Source organism: Candidatus Eisenbacteria bacterium, from assembly GCA_035577985.1.
GTDB lineage: Bacteria > Desulfobacterota > Binatia > DP-6 > DP-6 > DATJZY01.
The window spans coordinates 184362-200655 of the sequence record DATJZY010000042.1 but is presented as its reverse complement, the minus strand read 5'-3'; the positions used below and the strand labels follow the sequence as shown (position 1 = coordinate 200655).

Sequence of the window (16294 nt, the reverse complement as noted above, 5' to 3'; positions counted from 1 at the left end):
AGCAGTTGCCGTGCCAGATTGGCCGCGGCGCCGGCGCGATGGCGATTCCGAGGGCTGCAAGGCGAATTCGTGTCGCCATCCGATCGATGACAAGCCGAGGTGCGATTCCCCGCGCTCCGTCACGGCGCCACGCCTGGCCGGATCCTTGCACGCCAGGATGCCGTGACGGCCGGAGAGGGATTGTCGGCCCAGCGCTTGCGCGTTCCGGTCGACGGGGTCGTGCTCGAGGCGGATCTCCATCTGCCGGAGCCGCCGCTGGCCGTCGTGGTCGTGGCGCGTTGCGATGCGCCGCATGACGCCGCGATGCGGAGCGATGCCGCCATTGGCGTGTTCGCGGCCCACGGGCTCGCCACGGTGATCGTCGATCTGCTCGTGGCCTCCGAAGTCGCGGAGGCGCGCCGCAAGTTCGACGTTTTCCTGCTGGCGCGGCGTCTCGAGGCGCTGACCGACACCGTCGCACACCTGCCGGCGATGGCCGGATTGCCGGTCGGCTACGTAGCCGCGGGACCCGGAGCGGCCGGGGCCCTGGTCGCCGCGCTCGGCGACCCACGAATCCGTGCCATCGTCTCGGTGGACGGACGGCCGGACCTGGCCGAGGGGGTCCTCGGCAGCGTGACCGTGCCGGTGCTCCTGATCGCCCGAGAGACCGAACGGGGTATGAACGCGGCAGCATTCGAGCGCATGCGCTGCTCGAAAGAGCTGGCCGCGCTGGACGACCGTACGGGCGACACCCCCATCGATTCGATGCTCGCCTGGCTCTCGCGCCATCTCGTGGCCCCCGCCATGGCTCGCCAGGCCGAGTCGGCCCCGGCTCCGAAGGAGGTGCGAGCGCCGCGGCGACGTGGCGTGCTCGCGCGTCGCCGCCCGTCCCCGCCACCGGCGGCGTGACGCCAATCGCCACCGATGTATTGCCGGGTCCTCGCCTGCGATTTCGACGGGACCGGCGCCGTGGACGGTCGCCTGGCGCCCGAGGCCGCCGAGGCTCTCGTGGCGGCTCGGCGATGCGGCATCGTCACGCTGCTCGTGACCGGGAGGGTCCTCGAGGACCTGCAGATCGCCAAGGTCGACCTGGGAGCGTTCGACGGCGTCGTCTCCGAGAACGGAGCGGTGGTGTCGCTGCACGATGGCGGGCAGCGGATCCTCGTCGGCGACCCGCCGCCGGAACGACTGCTGGTCGCCCTGCGCGAGAGCGGGATTCCGTTCCACAGCGGGGCCGTCGTCCTGGGCACCTGGGAGCAGCATGCCGCCGACCTCCTCGGCCTGGTGCGGCGCCTCGGGCTCGATCAGCAGCTCGTCTTCAACCGCGCGGCCCTCATGCTGCTGCCGTCCGGCGTCAACAAGGCAGTCGGGATCGCCCGGGCGCTCGACGAGCTCGGTCGCTCCCCGCGCAACACGATCGCGTTCGGCGACGCCGAGAACGACTGGTCGATGCTCGTCGCGGCGGAGGTGGGCGTCGCGGCCCGAGGGGCGGTGCCGGCGGTGTGGGTCGGTGCGGACGACCGTTTGTCCCAGTCGTCCGGCGAAGGCATCGCGACCTACGTCCGCCGTCTGCTCGAGCAGGACTGCGTGAGCCCGACCCCGGCACGCCGCCACGTCACGCTCGGGACCAGCACGGACGGCACGCCGGCGACGCTGCCCGCGAGCGGGACCAACGTCCTGATCAGCGGCGATCCGCGCGCCGGGAAGTCGTGGCTCGGCGGCCTGATTGCCGAGCGGCTGCTCGTCGAGGGCTATCGGCTATGCGTGATCGATCCGGAGGGGGATCACGTCGCGCTGAACACGCGACCAGACGTGCTCCTCTTCGGAGACGCCCTCGCCCTGCCCGAGCCGACTGCGATCGTGGAAGTGCTCGTGGCGAAGCCGCTGAGCGTGGTGTTGACGCTCGCCTCGTTGTCGCACACGCAGAAGGTCGACTACGTCGGGAGGCTGATCCCCGTCCTCGTCGAGGCGCGCCGGCGCAGCGGGCTGCCGCATTGGACGCTCGTCGACGAAGCGCACTACTTTCTTGACGAAGGCTCCGCGTGCGTCGACCGGCTCGACCCTCGAACCGGGAGCCTGCTGCTGCTCACCTATCGCCCGAGTCAGATCGCGGCCTCGGTATACGCCACGGTCGGTGCGCACGTGGTGACGCACACGACGGTCGACAACGAGCGCTACTTCGTGGACGCCATTCTGCGCGCTGCGGATCTCGGGGACCTCTCCGCGCCGGACGCGCTGGCGACGATCGAGCCGCCGCTCGCCGGCCTGCTACGTCCGGGCTGCACGCCACGCTGGCAGACGTTTCTGCCGCGGGCGCGGCTGACGAGCCACGTGCATCACGCGCGCAAATACATCGACGAGCTTCTCCCGCAGGGCAAGGGATTCTACTTCCAGGCGACTCCGGTGCCGGTCCTCGCCCGCAACGTCGCGGAGTTCTGCAATGCGATCGCGAGCGTGTCGGTCGAGTCGCTGCGACGTCATCTTCTCGCCGGCGATTTCGCGCGCTGGGCGAAGGACGTCCTCGGCGACGAGCCGTTGGCCGCGGGCTTCCGCAAGCTCGAGCACACCGCGCGGACTTCGGGTCGGGTGAGCGCGGCCGAGCTGCTACGACACGTCTACGACCGGTACGCGATCGAGTAGCGGGCACGCCGGAGCTCAGGGGACGATCGTCGTTCCCGTGGTGCCGCGGAGTCCCGTCGCGACCGAACCGAGCTCCGCGATGACGGCCGGCCGCCCCGTCGCCTGCACGAACTCGATGGCGCTCTCGACCTTCGGCGCCATCGATCCGGGCGCGAACACCCCACCGGCGAGGCGCTCGCGCGCCTCGGCGATCCGCATCGTGGGGATGCCTCGCGCCTCCGGCCGGCCGAAGGCGTCGAACGCGCCGGACACGTCGGTCACGAAGACGAGCCGTTCGGCGCCGAGTGCCGTCGCGAGCAGGGCCGCGACCCAGTCCTTGTCGACGACCGCGGAGCGTGCGGCGCGCGCGCCGCGGGTGGTGCTCCGTCGTGCCAGCGCGACCCCCCCGCCGCCACCGGCGATCACGTGGTGGGTGGCGAGCAGGGCGCGGATCGCCTCCAGCTCCACGACCGCGTGCGGGCGCGGCGAGGCGACGACGCGCCGCCAGCCCCTCCCGTCCGGAGTTCGCATCGCCGGCGCCCCGCGCGGCCGCGCGGCGAGGACCGGACCCACCGGCTTGGTCGGCGCTTCGAAGGCACCGTCGTTCGGGTCGACCAGGACGCGGGTCACGAGCGCGACGCACGGCCGCTCGGCGCGCGTCTCGAGCGCTTCGGCCAGCAGGTAGCCGAGCTCCCCCTGGGTCTGGGCGACGTGCACGTCGAGCGACCCGGGATCGCCCAGCTCGGGCGCGGCGAGCAGGCGACCCACCTGGGGCCCGTTGCCGTGCACGACGAGGAGGCGCGCGGTGCGTGCGAGATCGGTCAGCTCGTCCGCGGCGCTGGCGATCGCCGCCCGCTCCGCGTCGAATCGCATGCCCCCGCGGGCAGGGCTCACGGCGTTGCCGCCGAGCGCCACGACCGTGAGGCCGGAGCTCACGCGCCGTCTCGTCGCCCGACCCGAGGCAGTCGCGCATCGAGCAGGGCGCCGAGGCCCGGCTGGTCCACGTCCGCGAACTCGTACCGCGCACGGACGACGGGCGTCGTGAGCGCGAGCAGTGCGGCGAGGTCGATCGGCGTGCCGGAGACGACGACGTCGGCGCGCGCCCCATCGATCGTCTCGGCGAGCGCCGCGAGCTGCGCCGGGCCGTAGCCCATCGCCGGCAGGACGGGGCCGATGTGCGGGTGGCGCGCGTACACCTCGCGGATGGGCTCCGCCGCTGCGCTCCGCGGGTCGACGATCTCGGCCGCTCCCGCGTCGCGCGCCGCCACGAGTCCGGCGCCATGGGGCATCCCGCCGTGCGTGATCGTGGGTCCATCCTCGACCACGAGAACCCGCCGCCCGCGCACGGCGGCCGGGTCGTCGAGCCGGACCGGCGACGCGCCGCGGACGATCGGGGCCCGCGAATTGACGCCACGCACCTCGGCCATGACGGCCGCCACGTCGGCCGGCGTCGCCGCGTCGACCTTGCTGACGACGACGATGTCCGCCGCGCGCAGCACGGCCTCGCCGGGGTGGTACGCCAGCGCCTGCCCGGGCCGCAGCGCGTCGACGACCACGACGTGGACGTCCGGCCGCAGGAACGGGAAGTCGTTGTTGCCCCCGTCCCACACGATGACGTCGCAATCGGCAGCGGCGGCCTGCACGATGGCGCGATAGTCGACGCCAGCGAACACGACGTTGCCGGCGGCGAGGTGCGGCTCGTACTCTTCGCGCTCCTCGATGGTGCAGCGAGCGGCGGCGAGATCGGCGCGCGTCGCGAACCGCTGCACGCGCTGGCGCTCGAGGTCGCCGTACGGCATCGGGTGACGGAGGATCGCGACGCGACGGCCCTGCGCGCGGAGCCGGCGGCCGAGCCAGCGCGCGATCGGCGACTTGCCGGCGCCCGTGCGTACGGCCGAGATCGCCACGACCGGCAGGGGAGCTTCGATCATCGCGCCCGTGGGCGAGGGCAGCACGAAGTCGGCGCCGGCTGCGAGCGCCCGCGACGCGCGGTGCATCACGTCGACGTGGGAGACGTCGCTGTAGGCGAACACGACTTCCGTGGCGCCCGTCCGCCGGCACACCTCCTCGAGGTCGTCTTCGGCCTCGATCGGGATGCCGTCGGGGTAGCGCGGACCCGCGAGCGAGGCGGGATAGCGGCGCCCGGCGATGCCGGGAATCTGCGCGGCCGTGAAGGCCACCACCGCGACCGAAGGATCGTCGCGGTAGCGCTCGTTGAAGGTGTGGAAGTCGCGGCCCGCCGCGCCGAGGATGACCAGGCGTCTCATGCGCCCGTGCCCGAGGGCGGTTGGCGCAGGGCGCGCAGGCGCTCGACGTTCGCATCGAGCGCCGCATCGATCGCGGCGTTGACGGTCCCCGCGGCGAAGCGCCCCTCGGCGTCGCGCTCGCCCGCGGCGCGACCCGAGAGGAGCGCGATCGCCTCGTCGACGCTCGCCACGGCGTGGACGTGGAAGGTGCCCGCGCGGACCGCCTCCACGACGTCGTCGCGAAGCATCAGGTGGATCGTGTTGACGGCCGGGATGATCACCCCCTGCCGACCGCTGAGGCCGCGGCTCAGGCAGAGGTCGAAGAAGCTTTCGATCTTCTCGTTGACACCCCCCACCGCCTGCACGTCCCCGTGCTGGTTCACGGCGCCGGTGATCGCCAGGTCCTGGCGCAGCGGCAGGCCCGCGATGCTCGAGAGCAGCGCGCACAGCTCGGCCGCCGACGCGCTGTCGCCCTCGACGCTCTCGTACTGCTGCTCGAACGTGAGGGTCGCCGACAGCGCGAGCGGCCGGGCGCGCGCGTGTCGGCCGGCGAGGAAGCCGGTGAGGATCATCACGCCCTTGGAGTGCAGCGGGCCGCCGAGCTTGGCCTCGCGCTCGATGTCCACGACGCCGGGCTCGCCGCCGAGGAAGGTCCGCGCCGTGATCCGCGTCGGCCGCCCGAATGCGTGATCGCCGAGGGTGAGGACGGCGAGACCGTTCACCTGGCCGACCACCTCGCCCGCGGTCGCGATGGCGAGGGTCCCCTCGGCAGTCATGCGCGCGAGCCGCTCCTCGACCAGGTTCGCCCGCTGGCGTCGCTCGTCGACGGCGCGCGCGACGTCGTCCCGCCGGACGAGGGCGTGCTCGTTCGTGGCCGACCAGAAGACGGCTTCGCGGATGAGGTCGATCAGGTCACCCAGGCGTGACGTCAGGCGGTCCTGGTGCCACACCGTGCGCGAGCAGTGCTCGATCAGCCGGGCGACGCCGTCGGGTGCGAAGTGGCGAAGCCCCTCCTCGCGGCACACGTCGCCGACGAAGCGCGCGATCAGCATCTCGAACTCCGGCGTACGCGGCAGCGAGTCGTCGAAGTCGACCTTCACCTTGAAGAGGGCGCGGAAGTCCTCGTCGAGGGCGTGGAAGAGATAGTAGAGGTAGGGGTTGCCGATGAGGACGACCTTCACGTCGAGCGGGATCGGCTCGGGCGCCAGGCTGGTCGCGCTCACGAGGCGCAGGTCGGCGAACGGCTCCTCGATGCGGACGGTGTGACTCTCGATCGCCTTCTTGAGCGCCTGCCATGCGCCGGGGTGCGCGAGGACGTCCTTCACCTCGAGCAGCAGGTAGCCGCCGTTGGCCCGGTGGAGCGCGCCCGCCTGGAGCAGGGTGAAGTCGGTCACCAGCGTGCCGAATTGCACGTGATGCTCGATGCGTCCGACCAGGTTCGCGAAGCTCGGTGCCTCCTCGACGATCACCGGCGCGCCCGTGTCGGCGGTCCGGTCCACCAGCACGTTCACGCGGTAGCGTTCGAGAAACGCGCCCGGCGGCGCCATCCAGGGCAGGGCCGGCGGGCGCTGCTCGGCCAGCTGGGCGAACTCCTCGGCGTGCTCGATGAGGTCGGCCGCCACCTGCTCCAGGTAGCGCGCCACCGCGTCGAGGCCGGTGAAGCGCTCCCGGACCTCCTGCACGAGCGGGCGGATCGCCGCCGCTCCCACCTCGTGGACGAGCCGGCCATGCGTGTCGCGCGCGTCGCGCTCGTGCTCGCGCAGGCGGCGCAGCGTCTCCTCGAGCCGCTCGTTGAGGGCGGTTCCGGCGGCGTTGATGCGCGTCTGCTCCGCCTCGGGCAGCGCCGCGAAGTCCTCGGCGCCGAGCGCCTTGCCGTCCCGCGCCGGCGCGATCGCGAGGCCTCCCGGCGTGCGGACGATCACGAAGCGCTGGGCCTCCACCTCCTGCTCGAGGGCGGCCATCTCGGCCTTCTGGCGGGTCGTGAGCTCGTCGAGGATGCGCGCCTTCTGGTGGCCGAAGGCTTCGCCCTCGAACGCTCGCGGCACCCGTCCCTTGCAGTCGTCGACCAGGCGCTGCATGGCGGCGCGCAGCTCGCGTCCGCGCCCGGCCGGGAGCGCCAGCGCGACGGGGCGATAGGGGTCGGTGAAGTTGTGGACGTAGCACCAGTCGGGTGGTGCCGCTGCCTCGCGCGCCGCCGCCTCGATCACGCGCCGGATCGATCGCGTCTTGCCGGTCGCCGGCGGCCCGAGCACGAAGAGGTTGTAGCCGGCGTGCCGCATGCCGATGCCGAAGCGCGTCGCCCGCGTGGCCCGCTCCTGTCCGACGATGCCGTCGAGCGCGGGGAGGTCCGCGGTCGAGGCGAACGGAAAGGTGGCCGGGTCGCAGGCCGCACGCAGCCGCGACGCGTCGACTCGCCCGGAGGGGGCCGCCGCCCGCTCCATCAGGGGGGGCCGTAGGGGGCAAAGGGATGCGCGCGGGGGAGGCCGCGCGCCTCGGCGTCGGTGACGGGACGGACGGCGTGCGTCTCGTCGATCCAGATCCACTCGTCGAACTGGTGGGGCAACACGGCATGGAAGTAGTGGCTCTGGAGCTCGGTGTCCGGACGGTAGACGACGCCGATCGCACGCTCGAGCCGCGCGGCGGCGAGCTCCTCGCGCACCTCGGGCCGCGCCGGCGCCCGAAGCGGCAGGAAGAACGCGGGCAGGCGGGCGTCGTGACAGAGGCGCTCGTAGCTCTCGGGGTGGGAAGGCCGCACGTCCATGACGTGCATCGGGCCGTCCCAGTCGTGCGCGGCAGCGACGCTACCGTGGTCGGTGCCGAACCCGACGAGATACGCGCCGTCGCCGAAGGTCGTGCGACAGAGGTGCCCGACGTTGAGCTCGCCGCGAACGCCCATCTCGGTGGCCGCGGCGTCGCCGAGGTGCGAGTTGTGCTCCCACAGCACGGCCTTGGCGCCCGGACCGTGGAACCGCAGGAGCGACTCCAGCGTCTCGAACATGTGGCGGTCGCGCAGATTCCAGGACGCGCTGCCGCCGTAGTACATGACGCGATAGTAGGCCTCCGCGTTCGCGACCACGCGGGCGTTCCCGACCGCGTCGAGGAAGTGCTCGCCGTCCTGCGCGGCGTAGTCGAGCTCGCGCGCCAGCATGTCGCGCAGCATGGTCACCACCTCGTCCTCGCAGGCCCGGTAGCTGCCGGTCACGGCGGCGCGACCGTAGGTCGCCGGATCGCCCTCCCACGGCATCAGCGCGCCGTAGCGCTCGCGCGCCACGCGCGCCGCGGCGGGGTCCACGCGATCGAGGTAGTCGAGCACGAGGCGGATCGACCGATACAGGCTGTAGAGATCGAGGCCGTAGAACCCGACCGGCGTTTGCGTCCGGTTCCATTCGCGCAGCCACTCGACGAAGGCGCCCACCTCGTGGTTGCGCCACATCCATTGCGGAAAACGCGAGAACGCGCGCCACTCGGGCCGCACGGGCGCGGCGACGCCCTTCACGTATCGATCGGTGCGCGCGGCGTCCGGCCAGTCCGCCTCGGCCGCGACGATCGTGAAGCCGCGCCGGCGCACGAGCTCCTGGGTGATGCGTGCGCGGAGGGCGTAGAACTCCGACGTGCCGTGCGTCGCCTCCCCGAGGCAGACGATGCGGGCGTCGCCGATCCGCTCGAGGAGCGCTCCGACGTCGGCGTCGGAGACCGGCCCCCCGATGGGCTCGCCGACTTCGCGCAGCAGGCTGCTCACGCTGGCGCGGCCGCTCGGGACCCGCGGGCTCCCGGTCCACGCCGCCTCGTCCCAGCCCTGCGCGCCGATCAGCGGCACGAAGCGGACGTCGCCCAGATCCTCGCGTTCGAGCCGACCGCTCGCCATGCGCTTGACGCGCACGAGGCGTTGCAGCGAGCGATCGGCCCCGATCGGGATGACGAGCCGCCCGCCGGCGGCGAGCTGCTGGAGGAGCGCTTCGGGGACGTCAGGGCCGCCCGCCGTGACCACGATCGCGTCGTACGGCGCGTGCTCCGGCCAGCCGAGCGTCCCGTCGCCGTGCAGCACGTGGACGTTGTGACAGCCGACCTCGCGCAGGCGCGCAGCCGCGGCCTCGGCGAGACTCTGGTGGCGTTCGATGGTCCATACCTCGCGGGCGATCCGACCGACGATGGCCGCGGCATAGCCCGATCCGGTGCCGATCTCGAGCACGCGATCCTCGGGCCGCAGCTCCAGGGCCGCCGTCATCAAGGCGACGATGTACGGTTGAGAGATCGTCTGGCCCTCGGCGATCGGCAACGGACAATCCTCGTAGGCGAACTCGGCGAGCCGGGGCGGGAGAAATGCCTCGCGCGGGATCGTCCGCATGGCTTCGAGGATGGCGGGATCCCGGATGCCACGGGCGGCGATGTGCCGGCGCACCATGGTCTCTCGGGCTGCGCGGAGGTCGGACATCGCCACATGGAGCAGGCGATGTGCCAAAGCCGTATGGCGGAAAGGATCGTCGTCGATTCCGATCGGAGCGAACGCCTCGACGCGCCCCTTCTCGTTTCTTGGGCGCATCGGCCCCGCCCGGGGCTGGCACGATCGGTGCAGCGGGATATGGGTATGGTGATGATGTCCCTTCGCCCAGTAGCGCTTGCGATCCTGATCGTCGCGGCGGCATCGCGGCCGGCCCCCGCCGCGACCGGCGCCGCCTCGCTCACAGGTACGAGCCGGCTCGCCGCGAAGGGCTGCGGCGCCGACCGCGAGCCGCTCGTGGCGACGGTGACGGTGCGGGACGACGGTACGTGGAGCGCCGAGTCGCCCGGCGACCAGTCCTCCGGGACCTACACGTCGGTGGGTAGGACGGGAAGGAAGCTCGCATTCGCGTTCGACGCCCCGACCCTCACGGCGCTGACCGGCAGGATCGTGGAAGGCGTCTCCGGCCTGTGCAACGTGTCGGGTGTCGTCATCACGTCCAGCCGCGCGAAGGCGCTGACGCTCACGATCAACCGCAAGCTCACGCGAGCCAAGCTCGTGCTGCGCTACGTCTTCGCCGGCACCGCCGGTGGGCGCCGGGGGACGGCGACCTACACCGCGCGCGCCGCGGGACCGTGGACGCCGCAATAGCCCGCGTGCCGGCGGCGACCGAGCCGCCGCCGATCGTGGGCCTCACCACCGAGGAGGCGCGGCTGCGGCTGCGCCAGGTCGGGCCGAACGAGGTCGCGCCCCCACCGCGTTTTGCGGCGCTGCGCGCGCTCGCGGGGTACGCGACCAATCCGCTGGTTCTCATCCTGGTCGCCGCGAGCATGGTGTCCGCCGCGCTCGGCCAGGTGCCGAGCGCCCTGATCGTCCTGCTGATGGTGGTTCTGTCCATCGTCCTCAACTTCGTGCAGTCCTATCGCTCGCAGCGCGCGGCAACGCTGCTGCGCGACCGGATCGCGCCCATGGCGACGGTGGTGCGCGACGGGCGCATGGCGGTCGTCCCGGTGCGCGAGGTCGTCCCGGGCGACGTCGTCCACCTGGCCGTCGGCGATCTCGTGCCGGCCGACGCCCGTATCGTCGCGGCGAAGGACCTCTTCGTGAACGAGGCGGCGCTCACGGGCGAGTCGGTCCCGCGTGAAAAGCACGTGGCGGCCGATCCGGCGATCGGGATGATCTATCGCGGCACCTCGGTCACGAGCGGCATTGGAACCGCGGAGGTCCTGCGGACGGGGACCGCCACCCAGTTCGGTCACATCGCGGCGACACTCGCCGCCCGGCCCCCCGAGACCGAGTACGAGCGGGGGACGCGTGAGTTCGGCGTGCTCGTGCTGCGGATCGTCGTGTCGCTGGTCCTGTTCGCCTTTCTCGCCAGCGCCTTCGTGCGCCACGAGCCGTTCGAGGCGTTCATGTTCGCGGTCGCGCTGGCGGTCGGGCTCACACCCGAGCTCCTGCCGATGATCGTCGCGGTGACGCTCGCGCGCGGCGCCGTGCGCATGGCGCGCCAGAAGGTGATCGTGAAGCACCTGGCCGCGATCGAGAACCTGGGGAGCATGGACGTCCTGTGCTGCGACAAGACCGGGACCCTGACCGAGGGGCGCATCACCGTCGACCGGCACGTCGACCTCACCGGGCAGGACAGCGAGGCGGCGATCCGTTTCGCGGCGCTCAACAGCTTTCACCAGACGGGGCTCCGCAGCCCGATGGACGAGGCGATCCTGCAGCACGAGCACCCGGCGGTCGAGGGTTCGCGCCTCGTCGACGAGATCCCTTTCGACTTCACGCGCCGGCGGCTGTCGGTCGTGGTGGAAGAGGGCGGGCGTACCGTGCTCGTCGCCAAAGGCGCGCCCGAGAGCGTGCTCGCGGTGTGCACGGCGGTCGAGATCGCCGGCGTCGCGAGCCCGCTCGACGACACGGCACGCGCGCGAGCCGAGGCGTTGGTCGGGGACCTCGGACGGAAGGGGTTTCGCGTTCTCGCCGTCGCCTACCGCACGGTCGCGCCGCAGGCCTCCTTCGGCGTCGCGGACGAGCACGATCTCGTGCTGGTGGGGTTGGCGGCGTTCTTCGATCCGCCGCTGCCGGAGGCGGCGGAGACGATCGCCGCCCTCGCCGCCGACGCCGTCACCGTCAAGATCCTCACCGGCGACAGCGCCGAGGTCGCCGAGCACCTGTGCGCGACGGTCGGGATCGATGCGGGCCGCATCGTTCGCGGTCCCGACATCGACCCGCTGTCGACGATGGCGCTCGGCGCGCTCGCCGAGCGGACCACCGTCTTCGCCCGCATCACGCCTGCTCACAAGGATCGCATCGTGCGCGCGCTGCACGCGCGCGGACACGTGGTCGGGTGCATCGGCGACGGCATCAACGACGCCTCCGCGCTGCATTCGGCGGACGTCGGGATCTCGGTCGCCGACGCCGTCGACGTCGCGCGGGAGGCGGCCGACATCATCCTGGTCGAGAAGCGCCTCGCCGTGTTGCACGATGGGATCGTCGAGGGCCGGCGGAGCTTCGGCAACGTCATGAAGTACGTGCTCATGGGCACGAGCTCGAACTTCGGGAACATGCTCTCGATGGCGCTCGCGTCCCTGCTGCTGCCCTTCCTGCCGATGCTGCCGCTCCAGATCCTGCTCGCGAACTTCCTCTACGATTGCTCGCAGGTGGCCATTCCGACCGACGAGGTCGACCGGGCGGACCTGGCGGCGCCACGCGGCTGGGACGCGGCATTCATCCGCCGCTTCATGCTCGTGCTGGGCCCCCTGAGCTCGGTCTACGACCTGGCCACCTTCGCCGTTCTGCTCTGGCTCTTCCAGGCCGATCCGTCGCTCTTCCGGACGGGCTGGTTCGTGGAGTCGCTCGCGACCCAGACGCTCGTCGTCTTCGTGATCCGGACCCGGGAACGTCCCTGGCGGAGCCGTCCGAGCCCGGCGCTCGTCGGGGGAGTTCTCGGCGTGGTCGCGATCGGCATCGCCCTGCCGTTCTCGCCGGTCGCGAGCCTGCTCGGGTTCCACGCGCTTCCCGGGTCGTTCTTCGTCTTCCTCGCGGTGGTCGTTGTCACCTACCTCGCGATGGTCGAGCTCCTGAAGACGCGCCTCGGCGTCTGGACCCCGGGCGGTCCGGCCCGCGCAGCGGTCACGAGCCCGCGAGCAGCATGAGCGCCCGCACCAGGGCGGCCGCGAGCAACGCGATCACCAGCCACCGCACGACGCGGCGCACGGGGTGCGCCGGGGAGGAGGGGTCCGTGCTCATGCGACCACGACCTCCGGCTCGATGCGGACGGCCGACGTGATCGACCTCGCGACGAAGCAGGCGTCGTGCGCCGCGTCGACGAGGGCGCGCGCCTTGGCGGCATCGCCGCCGGGTGCCACGACGATCCGCGGCCGCAGCACGACCTCGGTGATGCGCATGCCCCGATCGACCGCGGCGAGCGTCGCCACCGCGTGATCCTCGTAGCGCGCGACCGCGACGCCGGCGCGCTTCGCGAGCGCGAGGTAGGTGAGGAGCTGGCACGACGCGAGCGAGGCGACGAAGAGCTCTTCGGGCGAGAGACGCGTCCCGTCACCGTGAAACTGCGGCGGCGCCGACATCGCGAGGTCCGGCCGGCCGGTGAAGGAGACGACGTGAGCGAGCATCGCGCTCCCGTCCTGCGGCGTCCACTGGAGCGTGGCCTCGAAGCGGTGCGCCGGGCGCGACCCACGCGAGGCCGGCGGCGGTGCCGTGTGGGCGCGAACGTAGCCCTCGCAGCCGGCGAGCGTGGCGAGCGCGGGGTAGTCGCTCTCGGGGATGTCGATGCCGAAGCCCTCGTGCAGGCCGATCACGAAGTTGAGGAAGTCCATCGAGTCGAGGTCGTACTCGTCCCGCAGCACGGCCTCCGGGCGGACCGTCTCGGGATCGACCTCGGGGGCGACGCGCACGAGCGCGGCGAGGATGCGCCGGCGGACGTCGTCGGGCGTCATAGCGCCTCCGGGGCAGCGAGCCGCCGCGCGACGCCGGCGAGGAAGGCGGCGGCGTGATGCCCGTCGGTCACGCGATGGTCGGCGGCGAGCGTCGCGGTGACGACCGGTGCGGCCACCACCGCGCCACCGTCGCACCACGGGCGCTGCACGACCGTGCCGAAGCCCACGATGGCGACCTGCGGCGGGTAGATCACGGGGAAGACGGTCTCGACGCCGTTGTCGCCGAGGCTCGTGACCGTGATCGTGGGGCTGCCGAGCTCCGAACCCCGCAGGCGCCCGGCGCGGGCGCGGCTCACGAGATCCCGGAAGCCGGCCATGAGCTCGGTCAGGGATCGGCGGTCGGTATCGAGGAGCGCCGGGGCGACGAGGCCACCACCGCGAAGCGTGATCGCGACCCCGACGTGCACCGCCTCGCGCGCGACCGGCCCCCCGTCCTGCCAGACCGCGTTCAGCTCGGGCGCGTCGTGGAGCGCGAGCGCGACGGCCTTCACGAAGAGCAGGCCGAGCAGGAGGCGCTCGCCCACCGGCCGGCTCCCGTTCGTTCGCGCCAGCCAGCTGGTCGCGGCGCGGAGGTCGACCGTGGTCGCGAGGTAGAAGTGGGGAATCTCGCGCTTCGACCGGCTCATGGCGGCGGCGATCGCCCGCCGCATGCCGCCGGCCGGGGCCGACCCGGCGGCGGCATGCTCGACGTCGGCGACGGTGATCGCGGCGTCGGGTCCGCTGCCCGCGACGTCCTCGATGCGCACGCCGAGGTCGGCGGCTCGCCGCCGTGCGGCCGGCGAGACGCGCGCGCGCGTCGCGGGCGCCGGGCTGCCCACCGCAAGTACGACCGGCGGCGGTGCGGGGACCGGCGGCGGTGCGGGGACGGGTGGCGGCAGGGCCGCCGGGGCGCCGTCGGACACGGGGGCCGCGTCGCCGCGAATCGTCGCGAGCGGCGTCCCGACGGGCACCTTGGTTCCGGGAGCGACGAGGTGCCGCTCCACGACGCCGCTCTCGTACGCCTCGATCTCGATCAAGCCCTTCTCGGTTTCGACCTCGGCCACGACGTCGCCGCGCGTCACCCGATCGCCGGGCCGGCAGCGCCACGCGACGAGCACGCCGGCTTCCATGTCGGCGCCGAGGATCGGCATCACGAGGTCAGCCATGCCGCCCCATGAGCGCGCGCGCGGCGGCGGCGATGGTCGCGGCCTGAGGCAGTGCCGCATCCTCGAGGTGCTTCGGATAGGGCAACGGTACCTCGGCACCGCAGATCCGGCCGATCGGCGCGTCGAGGTCGTAGAAGACCTGCTCGGCGAGCGAGGCCGCGATCTCGGCGGCGAAGCCGCCGGTCCGCCAGGCCTCGTCGACCACGATGGCGCGGCGGGTGCGCGCGACCGACGCGGCGATCGTCGGCAGGTCGAGCGGGCGCAGCACGCGCACGTCGACGACCTCGGCCGAGACGTCCTCACGCGCGAGCGCATCGGCGGCGGCCAGCGCCTTCGGCAGCGCGGCGCCGAAGGCGACGAGCGTGAGGTCGCGTCCGGCTCGGCGGACGAGCGCGTGGCGCAGATCGGCGGGACCGGCCGCCTCGTCGACCTCGTCCTCGACGGGGTAGAGCACCGCGGGCTCGAACAGGAACACGGGGTCCGGCTCGCGCATGGCGGCGAGCAGCATACCGCGCGCGTCGGCCGGCGTCGCCGGCACGGCGACGCGGATGCCGGGCACGTGGGCGTACCATCCCTCGAGGCTGTGCGAGTGCTGCGCGGCGAGCTGGCGGCCGCCCCCCGTCGCCATGCGGACGACGAGCGGGACCGAGATCTGGCCGCCCGACATGTGCCGGAGCGTGGCGGCGTTGTTCACGATCTGGTCGAGCGCGAGCAGGCTGAAGTTGACCGTCATGATCTCGACGATCGGTCGCATGCCGCCCATGGCGGCTCCGATGCCGGCGCCGAGGAAGGTGGACTCCGCGAGCGGGGTGTCGCGCACGCGCTCGGGGCCGAACTCCTCCAGTAGCCCCTTGCTGCACGCGAACGAGCCTCCGTACGCGCCCACGTCCTCGCCCATGAGGAATGCGCGCGCGTCGGTCCGCAGGATCTCGCGCAGCGCCGAGCGAACGGCCTCGCGATAGGTCATGCGCACGACGTCGTCTCCGGCGCGTCGGCGGTGTAGACGTCGCGCACCAGGCCGTCGAGCGGCTCCCACGCCGCCGCCTCGGCCGCGGCGACCGCGGCGGCGATCTCGGCCGCGACCTCGGTCTCGAGCGCCGCGAAACCGGCGTCGTCGAGCCGCCCTGCGCTCCGCAACGTCGCCGCGAACGCCGGGAGGGGGTCGCGCAGCTTCCACTGCTCGACCTCGGCCTTGGTGCGGTAGAGCTCGGGGTCGTACATCGAGTGGGCGCGAAAGCGATAGGTTCGTGCCTCGATCAAGCGCGGTCCACCGCCGTTCCGGATCGCGGCTCCGTGCGCCGCGACCGCCGTCTCCACGGCGTGCAGGTCCATCCCGTTCACCGCCTCGGCGGGGACACCGTAGCCGTCGGCCTTGCGCGCGATGTCGGGCTGCGCCTGGTGCCGCGCGACGTGGGTGCCCATCGCATAGAGGTTGTTCTCGCACAAGAACAGGACGGGGAGCCGCCAGAGCGCGGCGAGGTTCATCGCTTCGTGGAACTCGCCCTCGGCGACGGCGCCGTCACCGAACAGGCACAGCGTGATGGCGGCGCGTTGCTGCATCTGGTCGGCGAGGGCGAGGCCGACGGCGAGCGGGAGGCCCCCGCCCACGATCGCGTTCCCGCCGTAGAAGCGGCGCCCGACGTCGAAGAAATGCATCGAGCCGCCGCGCCCGCGGCAGCACCCGGTCACCTTGCCGAAGAGCTCCGCCATCAGCGCGGCCATGGGGACGCCGCGTGCGAGGGCGTGGCCGTGCTCGCGATAGGTCGACACCACGTTGTCGCTGGCCGACAGCGCGGCGAGGGTGCCGACCGAGACGGCCTCCTCGCCGATGCACAGGTGCAGGAAGCCGCGGATCTTGCCCTGCGTGTAGAGCTCCGCGGCCTTCTCCTCGAAGCGTCGGATGCGCAGCAT

At 72.7% G+C, this 16294-nt stretch carries 12 protein-coding genes; 4 read left to right on the top strand and 8 right to left on the bottom strand.

What is annotated here, in order from left to right; translation table 11 throughout:
* Positions 1–162: 162 nt before the first annotated feature.
* Both VMS22_06975 and VMS22_06970 read left to right on the top strand, forming a co-directional pair.
* Positions 163–888 (top strand): hypothetical protein, encoded by a 726-nt coding sequence (locus tag VMS22_06975; GenBank protein HXJ33769.1) that lies wholly within the window; start codon positions 163–165, stop codon positions 886–888.
* A gap of 15 nt (positions 889–903) precedes the next feature.
* Positions 904–2619, top strand: coding sequence for an HAD hydrolase family protein (locus VMS22_06970; GenBank protein ID HXJ33768.1), 1716 nt, complete (start codon positions 904–906; stop codon positions 2617–2619).
* A gap of 15 nt (positions 2620–2634) precedes the next feature.
* On the opposite strand, the gene VMS22_06965 is transcribed toward VMS22_06970, so the two are convergent.
* From VMS22_06965 to VMS22_06950, 4 genes are read right to left on the bottom strand one after another with little or no spacing between them, the layout of a single operon-like run.
* The gene (locus tag VMS22_06965) at positions 2635–3534 is read right to left on the bottom strand and encodes a carbamate kinase (protein HXJ33767.1); all 900 of its coding nucleotides are present in this window, start codon (positions 3532–3534) and stop codon (positions 2635–2637) included.
* A complete protein-coding gene (locus tag VMS22_06960) occupies positions 3531–4865 on the bottom strand; it encodes a cyclic 2,3-diphosphoglycerate synthase (protein ID HXJ33766.1) in 1335 nt (444 codons plus the stop codon). Before VMS22_06960 ends, VMS22_06965 begins: the two co-directional genes overlap by 4 nt.
* The gene (locus tag VMS22_06955; GenBank protein ID HXJ33765.1) at positions 4862–7285 is read right to left on the bottom strand and encodes an ATP-binding protein; all 2424 of its coding nucleotides are present in this window, start codon (positions 7283–7285) and stop codon (positions 4862–4864) included. The genes VMS22_06960 and VMS22_06955 overlap by 4 nt, the downstream gene beginning before the upstream one ends.
* A complete protein-coding gene (locus VMS22_06950) occupies positions 7285–9246 on the bottom strand; it encodes a protein-L-isoaspartate(D-aspartate) O-methyltransferase (protein ID HXJ33764.1) in 1962 nt (653 codons plus the stop codon). The genes VMS22_06955 and VMS22_06950 overlap by 1 nt, the downstream gene beginning before the upstream one ends.
* Before the next feature lie 189 nt (positions 9247–9435).
* On the opposite strand from VMS22_06950, the gene VMS22_06945 reads away from it, so the two are divergent.
* Entirely contained in the window at positions 9436–9933 is a 498-nt protein-coding gene (locus VMS22_06945) for a hypothetical protein (GenBank protein HXJ33763.1), read from the top strand.
* Positions 9918–12437 carry a magnesium-translocating P-type ATPase gene (gene mgtA, locus VMS22_06940; GenBank protein ID HXJ33762.1) on the top strand — a complete coding sequence of 840 codons (2520 nt, stop codon included), beginning with the start codon at positions 9918–9920 and terminating at the stop codon, positions 12435–12437. Before VMS22_06945 ends, mgtA begins: the two co-directional genes overlap by 16 nt.
* Positions 12438–12527: 90 nt before the next feature.
* Here the strand turns inward: mgtA and VMS22_06935 are convergent, their stop codons facing one another.
* From VMS22_06935 to pdhA, 4 genes are read right to left on the bottom strand one after another with little or no spacing between them, the layout of a single operon-like run.
* A complete protein-coding gene (locus VMS22_06935) occupies positions 12528–13238 on the bottom strand; it encodes an OsmC family protein (protein ID HXJ33761.1) in 711 nt (236 codons plus the stop codon).
* On the bottom strand, positions 13235–14383 hold the full coding sequence (locus VMS22_06930; protein ID HXJ33760.1) for a dihydrolipoamide acetyltransferase family protein: 1149 nt from the start codon (positions 14381–14383) through the stop codon (positions 13235–13237). The genes VMS22_06935 and VMS22_06930 overlap by 4 nt, the downstream gene beginning before the upstream one ends.
* Entirely contained in the window at positions 14376–15350 is a 975-nt protein-coding gene (locus VMS22_06925) for a pyruvate dehydrogenase complex E1 component subunit beta (protein HXJ33759.1), read from the bottom strand. Before VMS22_06925 ends, VMS22_06930 begins: the two co-directional genes overlap by 8 nt.
* Positions 15347–16294, bottom strand: a complete 948-nt coding sequence (gene pdhA, locus VMS22_06920) for a pyruvate dehydrogenase (acetyl-transferring) E1 component subunit alpha (protein ID HXJ33758.1) — start codon at positions 16292–16294, stop codon at positions 15347–15349. The genes VMS22_06925 and pdhA overlap by 4 nt, the downstream gene beginning before the upstream one ends.

Excerpts from the sequence above, each read along its gene's own strand:
- VMS22_06960 (HXJ33766.1), bottom strand. The coding sequence starts at position 4,865 with ATGAGACGCCTGGTCATCCTCGGCGCGGCGGGCCGCGACTTCCACACC.
- VMS22_06955 (HXJ33765.1), bottom strand. The coding sequence starts at position 7,285 with ATGGAGCGGGCGGCGGCCCCCTCCGGGCGAGTCGACGCGTCGCGGCTG.
- VMS22_06945 (HXJ33763.1), top strand. The coding sequence starts at position 9,436 with ATGATGTCCCTTCGCCCAGTAGCGCTTGCGATCCTGATCGTCGCGGCG.
- VMS22_06935 (HXJ33761.1), bottom strand. The coding sequence starts at position 13,238 with ATGACGCCCGACGACGTCCGCCGGCGCATCCTCGCCGCGCTCGTGCGC.
- VMS22_06925 (HXJ33759.1), bottom strand. The coding sequence starts at position 15,350 with ATGACCTATCGCGAGGCCGTTCGCTCGGCGCTGCGCGAGATCCTGCGG.
- pdhA (HXJ33758.1), bottom strand. The coding sequence starts at position 16,294 with ATGCTGCGCATCCGACGCTTCGAGGAGAAGGCCGCGGAGCTCTACACG.
- VMS22_06950 (HXJ33764.1), bottom strand. The coding sequence starts at position 9,246 with ATGGTGCGCCGGCACATCGCCGCCCGTGGCATCCGGGATCCCGCCATC.
- VMS22_06930 (HXJ33760.1), bottom strand. The coding sequence starts at position 14,383 with ATGGCTGACCTCGTGATGCCGATCCTCGGCGCCGACATGGAAGCCGGC.
- VMS22_06970 (HXJ33768.1), top strand. The coding sequence starts at position 904 with ATGTATTGCCGGGTCCTCGCCTGCGATTTCGACGGGACCGGCGCCGTG.